We start from the raw sequence: 8284 nt of genomic DNA on the forward strand, positions 1-8284 counted from the left end.
CCGATTGCCGGGCGTGGGAAGTGACGCGGGACGGCCAGCATGTGGCGGTCTTTATCGGTGATTATTTCGCGCGCGGCTCGAAACGGTCGGGCGCGTGGTGCTCGGCCATGCGCGCGCAGGCGAAGTTCCCGCGCGAACAGGCCCCCGTGGTGATCAACGTCTGCAATTTCGCCAAGGGCGATCCGGCGCTGCTGTCCTACGACGACGCCCGCACGTTGTTCCACGAGTTCGGCCATGCGCTGCACCAGATGCTCTCGGACGTGACCTATGAAAGCGTCAGCGGCACCTCGGTGGCGCGCGACTTCGTGGAATTGCCGAGCCAGCTTTACGAGCACTGGCTGGACCAGCCCGAGGTGCTGCAGAAATTCGCCACCCATGCCCGCACGGGCGAGGCGATGCCGCGCGAGATGCTCGACAAGGTTTTGGCCGCCGCGACCTTCGACATGGGCTTTCAGACGGTGGAATACATCGCCTCCGCCCTTGTCGATCTGGAGTTCCACGACGGCGAGCCGCCTGCCGATCCGATGGCGAAACAGGCCGAGGTGCTCAGCAGCATCGGCATGCCGCAGGCGATCCGGATGCGCCATGCCACCCCGCAGTTCGCGCATGTCTTTTCGGGCGATGGCTATTCCAGCGCCTATTACAGCTACATGTGGTCCGAGGTGATGGACGCCGACGCCTTCGCCGCCTTTGAGGAAGCGGACGGGGCTTTTGATGCGGAACGTGCCGAGGCGTTGGAAGAACACATCCTTTCGACCGGCGGCAGCCGCGATCCGGCAGAGCTTTACACCGCCTTCCGGGGTCGTCTGCCGGGGGTCGAAGCGCTGCTCAAGGGGCGCAGGCTGGCGGCCTGAATGCCGACGTGGCCGGGGGTCAATACCCCCGGTCGCGGTCTACCAGATGTATCAGGGGCTCCCCGGCCTCACTGCGGCGAATGTTCTCGGCGATGACCTCCGAGGCCGTGTCGTTGCGCGTGGCCGCCGCGATATGCGGGGTCACGGTCACCTTCGGATGCGCCCAATAGGGGTGATCCTCGGGTAGGGGCTCGACCCGGAAGACATCCAGCGTTGCATGGGTGATCTGCCCGCTGTCGAGCGCCGCCAAGAGCGCATCGTCGTCGATCAGCGGCCCGCGACCGGGGTTGATGATGAAGGCGCCCTCGGGCATCTGCGCCAGCGTCTCGGCATTCAGCACATTCTGCGTGGCGGGTGTGTCGGGCATCAGGAGCACGGCGATCTCGGCGCGCTTTAGCGTTTCCGTCAGACCTTCGTCGCCATGCAGGCAACGTACCCCCTCGATCTGCTTTTCGCTGCGTGACCAGCCGGTCACGTCAAAGCCCAGTCCCACCAGCGCCTCGGCCACCGCTTGGCCGAGCGCGCCGATGCCCAGCACCGCCACGCTGCGCTCACGCGCCAGCGGCGGGGTGCGCGGCTCCCATTTGGCATCCTTGCGCAGGATGTCGGTATCCATCCCCAGATGATGGCGCAGCACGTGGCCGGTACACCATTCCACCATGCCGTGGGTCAGGCCGAAGTCGACCATCCGCGCCAGCGGGATCTTCAAAGTCTCGTTGCCGGTGATCGCCTCCACCCCAGCCCAGAGGTTTAGCACCGCCTTGGCGCGGGTATAGGGGGTGAAGTCCTGCAAGTCGCTGTTGGGGGCGTAGACGATATAGTCGACCTCTTCGGGGGGCAGATCGGTGGCCAGCGTGAATTCCTGCCCCGGCAGTGCTTTGCGCAGCGCTTCGTTCAAAGGCTGTTCGTAGCCGTCCCAGCGTTCGGCTTTGGCGGCGAAGAGAATGTTGATCGTCATGAATTACCTCGGTCTATGAACATGCGCCGATTGCACCAAGCCGAAGGCCAGCAGCAGCACCAGCATGGCCGAGCCGCCATAGCTCACCATCGGCAGGGGCACGCCGACCACGGGGGCCAGCCCCATGACCATCGACATGTTAACGGCGAAAAAGAGAAAGAAGTTAAGTGCGATGCCAAGGGTCAGCAGGCTTGAGAAGCGGTCCTTGTTCTTCACCGCCGAGGCCACGCAGAACAGGATGATCAGCGCGTAAAGCCCCAGAAGGGAGACGCCGCCGACGAAGCCGAACTCTTCGGCCAATGTGGTGAAGATGAAGTCGGTGTGTTTCTCGGGCAGGAAGTTCAGCCGCGATTGGGTGCCCTGCATATAGCCGCGCCCCGACCAGCCGCCCGAGCCAAGCGCGATCTTGGATTGGGTGATGTGATAGCCCGCGCCAAGCGGGTCTTGGCTGGGGTCGAGAAAGGTGTCGATGCGGCGGTATTGGTAATCTTTCAGCAATTGCCACGGTGTCCCGCGCGACTGGAAGACGGCGGTGACCAGCCCGATGGCGGCGGTGATGACGGCGGCGAAATAGGCCCAGTGCACCCCCGCGAGGAACATCAGCCCGCCCCCGGCGGTCAAGAGCAGGATCGAGGTGCCAAGGTCGGGCTGTTTCAGCACCAGCGCGGTGGGGATCACGATGATCAGAATGGGCACCAGCACCCAGAAGGGGCGGGACACCTTCTTGACCGGCAGCCAGTCGTAATAGGCGGCCAGAAACAGGACCAGCGTGATTTTCATCAGTTCCGACGGTTGTAGCCGCATGAAGCCGATGTCGATCCACCGCTGCGCACCCATGCCGACAGAGCCGAAGAGTTCGACCGCGACCAGCAGCACCAAGGTCGCCCCATAGGCCACGCCCGACAGGTTGCGCCAAAGCCAGATCGGCACCATCGCCACGGTGAACATGATTGCCATGCCCATGGCGAAACGTTTCATCTGCGGTTCGGCCCAGGGGGAGAATGACCCGCCCGCGACCGAATAGAGCATGAGAAAGCCGACGCCCGCGACACTGGTCAGCAGGATCGCCAGCGGCCAGTTCATAAAGAGGATCTTGCGCAGCCCTGTGGGGACGGATTTGACCGTATGCTCAAGATAGCTCATGCCTGATCCTCCCCCTCCAGATTGGCGGTGGTCTCGGGCGTGGTGTTGCGCAGCTCCTCTTGCTGGGTGGCGATGCGGCCCCGGTCGGACTTGGGGTAGGCTTCGAGTGGCGGCTCACCGCCCGCCATGGCCTGCAACATCACGTCGCGCGCAATCGGGGCCGCCGCAGTCGAGCCGCCGCCGCCGTGTTCTACCAGCACACAGGCTGCGTATTTCGGTTTGTCATAGGGTGCAAAGCAGACAAAGAGCGCGTGGTCGCGGCGTTCCCACGGCAGGTCGGCGTTGCTGGTCACGCCGCGGGCGCGTTCGGCGGCGGTGATGTTGCGCACCTGACTGGTGCCGGTCTTGCCCGCCATGCGCATCGTGTCGTCGATGATGCGGCTGCGGTAGCCGGTGCCGCGGCGGTCGTTCACCACATCGTACATCGCCTTGCGCAATTGGCGCAGGTTGTTTTCGTTCAGCCCCATCGGTTCGCCCGCGCCGCTGGGTTGCTCCACCCCGTCGATGGATTTGATCAGCCGCGGCGTCACCGCGCGGCCCGTGGCGATCCGCGCGCTCATCACCGCCAATTGCAGCGGGGAGGAGAGGGTGAAACCCTGCCCGATAGAGGCGTTGACCGTGTCACCCACGACCCAATCCTCACCCCGGGCCGAGCGTTTCCACTGTTTCGTGGGCGCCAGCCCGCCCGCGACCGAGGACAGCGCCAGATCATGTTTGATCCCAAGGCCAAAGCGGTTCGCCATGGCGGTGATCTTTTCGATCCCGACCTTTACCGCGAGATCGTAGTAATAGACGTCGCAGGATTGTTTCAGCGAATGTTGCAGATCGACCCAGCCGTGGCCCGCGCGTTTCCAGCAGTGGAACCGCCGCCCCGCGACTTCCAGATGGCCGGGGCAATAGACCGTCTCATCGGGGGTGACGATGCCCTCTTCGATGGCGGCAAGCGCCACAATCATCTTGAAGGTCGAGCCGGGCGGGTAGGTGCCCTGTATGGGTTTGTTCACCAAGGGGCGGTATTTCGAGTTCAGCAGCGGGTTGTAATCCGCCGATGAGATGCCGCCGATAAAGAGGTTCGGGTCGTAGCTGGGCGAGGATGCAAGCGCGGCCAGATCGCCATTCTCGCAATCGATGATGACCACAGCGGCGCTTTCCTCGCCCAGACGGGCCTGCACATAGCGTTGCAGATTGGCGTCCACGGTCAGTTGCAGATCGGCCCCGGCCTGCCCCTCGCGCCGCTCCAGCTCGCGCATCACGCGGCCCGTGGCGTTGACCTCCACATGTTTGGTGCCCGCCGCGCCGCGCAGCAGGTTTTCGGCCCGGGCTTCGACGTTGATCTTGCCGATTTGAAACCGCGGGATGCGCAACACCTGGTCGGGGTTCTCCAGCGCGTCGAGGTCGGCTTGGCTCACCCTGCCTACGCGGCCCACCACATGGGCGAAATCCGCGCCGCGCGGGTAGACGCGGGTCAGGCCCACTTCGGGCGTGACGCCGGGCAGGGCGGGGGCGTTGACGCTGACTTTGCTCACGACTTCCCAACTCACGTCATCAACGATGGTGACGGGCAGGAAGGGGGCAGAGCGCGACATTTCGGTCATGGCGCGTTCGCGGGTCTCCTCGTCGATCTCGATGACTTGGGCGAGCCGCTCCATCACCGCTTCCACGTCGCCCGCATCTTCGCGGACCATGACGATCCGGTAGGAGGGCACGTTATCGGCAAGCTGTATGCCGTTGCGGTCAAAAATCTCACCCCGGGCGGGGGGGATCAGGCGGATGTTGATGCGGTTCTCTTCGGCCAGCAGGCGGAACTGGTCGGCCTGATCGACCTGTAGATAGCGCATGCGCGCGGCCAGCCCGCCCATGAACAGCAGCTGCGCCCCGCCCAAAAGGGCGGCGCGACGCGTCAGGCGCGTGTGGGTTGCATCATTGTCGGCGCGGCTCCGTCTCATCTCATCGCTCTCCGATCATACCCGTTTGCCAAGCGCATCCAGGTCGCCCGGCGCGGTCTTGCGCACGCCCATGATACCATGGGTCACCGCCACGATCAGCGGATAAGCGAGCGTCGTCAGTGCCAATTCCGTGAGGTTCAGCGTCAGCGAAGGCGTGGGCACCAGCGCAAGGCTCAGGAGAATTCGGTTGGCAAAGATCACCATGGTCAAGATCACCGCCACGGTCAGCCATTCGGCGGCAAAGCTCGCATCCCGCAGATGCCGCCCCCGCGATTTGAGGTTCTCGACCCCGATCAGGGCCAGCACCGCCCAAAGGCCGGGCGGGCGTTGCAGCAACAGGTCCGCCAGCAGAAAGACCAGCGCCAGAAAAAGCGAGGGCACGTATTCGGGCCGTCGAAGCCCCCAAGCGCAGGCAAAGCCCAGCAGCAGGTCCGGCCCGGCCCAAGCGCGCGGGGTCGTCTCAAGCGGGAGGAGGTGGAAGAACAGGATCACCAGCGCCAGCGCGACAAAGCTCAGGCGCATGACCCAAAGGCGGCTGCGCGACAGATCGGTCATGGCTGCACTCCGACCGGCGCCGCCGGATCGGCCAAGGGGCCGTCGGAGGTGATGACATGGGCGGTGTCTGGCACGGTTTCATTGCCGTGGTGGCGCAGCACGCGCAGGAACTCGAGCCGCTCGTAGTCTGCCGCCAGCCGCACGCGCAGCCGCCCGCCCGGATCGGCAGCGACCTGACCGATCAGGATGCCCGCGGGGAACACGCCGCCATCGCCCGAGCTGATCACCCGGTCGCCGGGGCGCACCAGCTCGCGGTTCTCGATGAAGTCCAAGGGCGGCGCGGCGCTGTTGTCGCCCGCCACGATGGCGCGTTGGCCCGAAGGCTGGATCGTCGCCGGAATGCGGCTGGAGGCATCGGTCAGCAGGATCACCCGCGCGGTGTTCTTGCCCACGCCTGCGATGCGGCCCACAAGGCCGATACCGTCCATCGTGGCCCAGCCTTCGACCAGCCCGTCGCGCGCACCGACGTTCAGAAGCACCGACTGGCGATAGGGCGAGCCGCTGTCGGCCAGCACCGTGCCGGTGATGAAGGTCAGCCGCGGGTCGAGCCGCACGTTGTTGAGGTCCAGCAAGCGCGCGTTCTCTTGCTCTAACTGGAGGGCCGCTTCTTTCCACGCCTGCATCTGCCGCAGTTCCGAGCGCAGCTCGCGGTTCTGCTCGCTCAGGCGCTGGTAGCTTTGGAAGTCGCGCAGCAGGTTGATGGTGCCGGTGACCGGGGCCATGGCCCAGTCGAGATTAGGCACGAAGCGGTCGGTGACCTGCGCGCGAAAGCGTTCAACGCGGGGGCTGTCGATGCGCCAAAGCAGGAAGATGCCGGTCAGCGCCAATACCAACACGACCAGCAGCAGCCGCCGCAGCGGGCCGGTGAAATCGCTGGAACTGGAACGGTCCTTGGCCATCTGTGCCGAAACTCCCACCCGGTCAGGCGGGGCGTCTTCGCCGCGTGCCGGGTCTGGCTAACTTGCCAGTGTTAACTGTCGTAGTCGATCGCGTGGCGCAGCTGTTTCTCGTATTCCAGCGCCTTGCCGGTGCCGAGGGCCACGCAGTTGAGCGGCTCATCCGCGACCGAGATCGCAAGGCCGGTCTGTTCGCGCAGCGCCAGATCGAGATCACCCAGCAGCGCGCCGCCGCCGGTCAGCATGACGCCCCGGTCGACGATGTCGGCGGCAAGGTCGGGCGGCGTGGTTTCCAGCGCGGTCATCACCGCCTCGCAGATCTGCTGCACCGGCTCGGCCAGCGCCTCGGCGATCTGGGCTTGGGTGACTTCGATCTCTTTCGGGACACCGTTCAACAGGTCGCGGCCGCGGATCTGCATCGAGGTGCCGCGCCCGTCGTCGGGCATCCGCGCCGTGCCGATGGAGGTCTTGACCCGTTCGGCCGTCGTCTCCCCGATCAGGAGGTTCTGCTGGCGGCGCAGGTAGCTGATGATGCCCTCGTCCATCCGGTCACCGCCGACACGGACCGAGCGGGCATAGACGATGTCGCCTAGCGAGAGCACCGCGACTTCGGTGGTGCCGCCGCCGATGTCGACGACCATGTTGCCGGTGGGGTCTGTGATCGGCATCCCCGCGCCGATGGCCGCGGCGATGGGCTCGGCAATCAGGCCGGCGCGGCGCGCGCCTGCCGACAGCACCGACTGGCGGATCGCGCGTTTCTCAACCGGGGTGGCGCCATGCGGCACGCAGACGATGATCTTGGGCTTCGAGAAGGTCGAACGCTTGTGCACCTTGCGGATGAAGTGCTTGATCATCTCTTCGGCGGTGTCGAAATCCGCGATGACACCTTCGCGCATTGGGCGGATCGCCTCGATGCTGCCCGGGGTTCGGCCCAGCATGAGCTTGGCGTCTTCACCCACGGCGAGCACTTTCTTGACGCCGTCCTTGACGTGATAGGCCACAACCGAAGGTTCGCTCAGCACGATGCCCTTGCCCTTGACGTAAACCAGCGTGTTCGCGGTGCCAAGGTCGATCGCCATATCAGAGGAGAACAGGCCGCGGAATTGATCGAGGATGGACATAAAGTAGCGGAGCCTTGCAACTATTCGGACAGGCCCGCCTGCATGGGTCCACGCGCGGGCTATTGGCTCTTATAGGGCGCACGGGGTCAGGGTGAAAGGGGCAAGACCGCAAAGGTGGCGCGATATTGCCGCCGCGCTATCATAGAGCGGAATATTTAGGGCGCAGCACAGGCGGAGGACGGCGATACCATGCAGAAGATACAGACACTTGGGGTGCATCACATCACCCTCACCGGGGCGGACCGGCAAAGCTCGATCGACTTTTGGGAGGGGGTGTTGGGGATGCCTTTCATCTTTGACCAGCCTAATCTTGATGACCCGGACGAGGGGCATTTGTATTTCGATCCCGGCGATGGTCGGCTGATCACGATCTTTACGAATGAGAACCGCAAGCGGGTGCACAACCGCACGCCGATGGACCCGGGCTGCGTGCATCATCTGGCCTTCGAGGTCGACCGCGCGATGTTCGATCAGGTGCCAGCGCGGTTGGAGGCGCGCGGCATCGGGCATTCCGGCGTGAAGGACCGGGGCTTCATGCATTCGATCTATTTCAAGGATCCGCTGGGGCTGTTGATCGAACTGGCTTGCTACACTTTCATCCCACCGCGCGGGTCGAGCCATGCCGAGGTGATGCTGGAGGCCCACAAACTGCGGGTGGCGGCGGGGGATGATCATATCCAGCGGCAGCATCTCGCGGATGCAGTGGTGAAGATCGTGGAGCGGGGGCAGGCGTCGCTGAGTGACGATCGCGGGGCGAAGAACCCGTATTGAAGTTGCCACCGGGCCCGGAATCAAGCCGCAGGCGCCGGGC

At 64.7% G+C, this 8284-nt stretch carries 8 protein-coding genes; 2 read left to right on the plus strand and 6 right to left on the minus strand.

Annotated elements, in window-relative coordinates; genetic code table 11:
• Window positions 1-854: M3 family metallopeptidase (locus tag FCK22_RS15170; RefSeq protein WP_136720541.1), on the plus strand; the 854-nt coding region annotated here is incomplete at its 5' end.
• A 19-nt stretch (window positions 855-873) separates the two neighbouring features.
• On the opposite strand, the gene FCK22_RS15175 is transcribed toward FCK22_RS15170, so the two are convergent.
• From FCK22_RS15175 to FCK22_RS15200, 6 genes are all read right to left on the minus strand, one after another.
• On the minus strand, window positions 874-1812 hold the full coding sequence (locus tag FCK22_RS15175; RefSeq protein ID WP_067265299.1) for a glyoxylate/hydroxypyruvate reductase A: 939 nt from the start codon (window positions 1810-1812) through the stop codon (window positions 874-876).
• Between the two features lie 3 nt (window positions 1813-1815).
• Entirely contained in the window at window positions 1816-2955 is a 1140-nt protein-coding gene (gene rodA / locus FCK22_RS15180) for a rod shape-determining protein RodA (RefSeq protein ID WP_067265296.1), read from the minus strand.
• A complete protein-coding gene (gene mrdA, locus FCK22_RS15185; RefSeq protein ID WP_067265293.1) occupies window positions 2952-4901 on the minus strand; it encodes a penicillin-binding protein 2 in 1950 nt (649 codons plus the stop codon). The genes rodA and mrdA overlap by 4 nt, the downstream gene beginning before the upstream one ends.
• 15 nt (window positions 4902-4916) lie before the next feature.
• Window positions 4917-5456 carry a rod shape-determining protein MreD gene (locus FCK22_RS15190; RefSeq protein ID WP_067265291.1) on the minus strand — a complete coding sequence of 180 codons (540 nt, stop codon included), beginning with the start codon at window positions 5454-5456 and terminating at the stop codon, window positions 4917-4919.
• Complete coding sequence (gene mreC, locus FCK22_RS15195; protein ID WP_067265288.1) at window positions 5453-6355, minus strand: rod shape-determining protein MreC; 903 nt, start codon at window positions 6353-6355, stop codon at window positions 5453-5455. The genes FCK22_RS15190 and mreC overlap by 4 nt, the downstream gene beginning before the upstream one ends.
• A 71-nt stretch (window positions 6356-6426) precedes the next feature.
• Window positions 6427-7473: a rod shape-determining protein gene (locus FCK22_RS15200; protein WP_040700660.1), complete on the minus strand. Its 1047-nt coding sequence runs from the start codon at window positions 7471-7473 to the stop codon at window positions 6427-6429.
• 189 nt (window positions 7474-7662) lie between these two features.
• On the opposite strand from FCK22_RS15200, the gene FCK22_RS15205 reads away from it, so the two are divergent.
• Entirely contained in the window at window positions 7663-8244 is a 582-nt protein-coding gene (locus tag FCK22_RS15205) for a VOC family protein (RefSeq protein ID WP_067265286.1), read from the plus strand.
• The last annotated feature ends 40 nt before the right edge of the window (window positions 8245-8284 follow it).

Origin of the sequence: Sulfitobacter sp. 15WGC (assembly GCF_005068605.1) — a bacterium.
Classification (GTDB): Bacteria; Pseudomonadota; Alphaproteobacteria; order Rhodobacterales; family Rhodobacteraceae; genus Sulfitobacter; species Sulfitobacter faviae.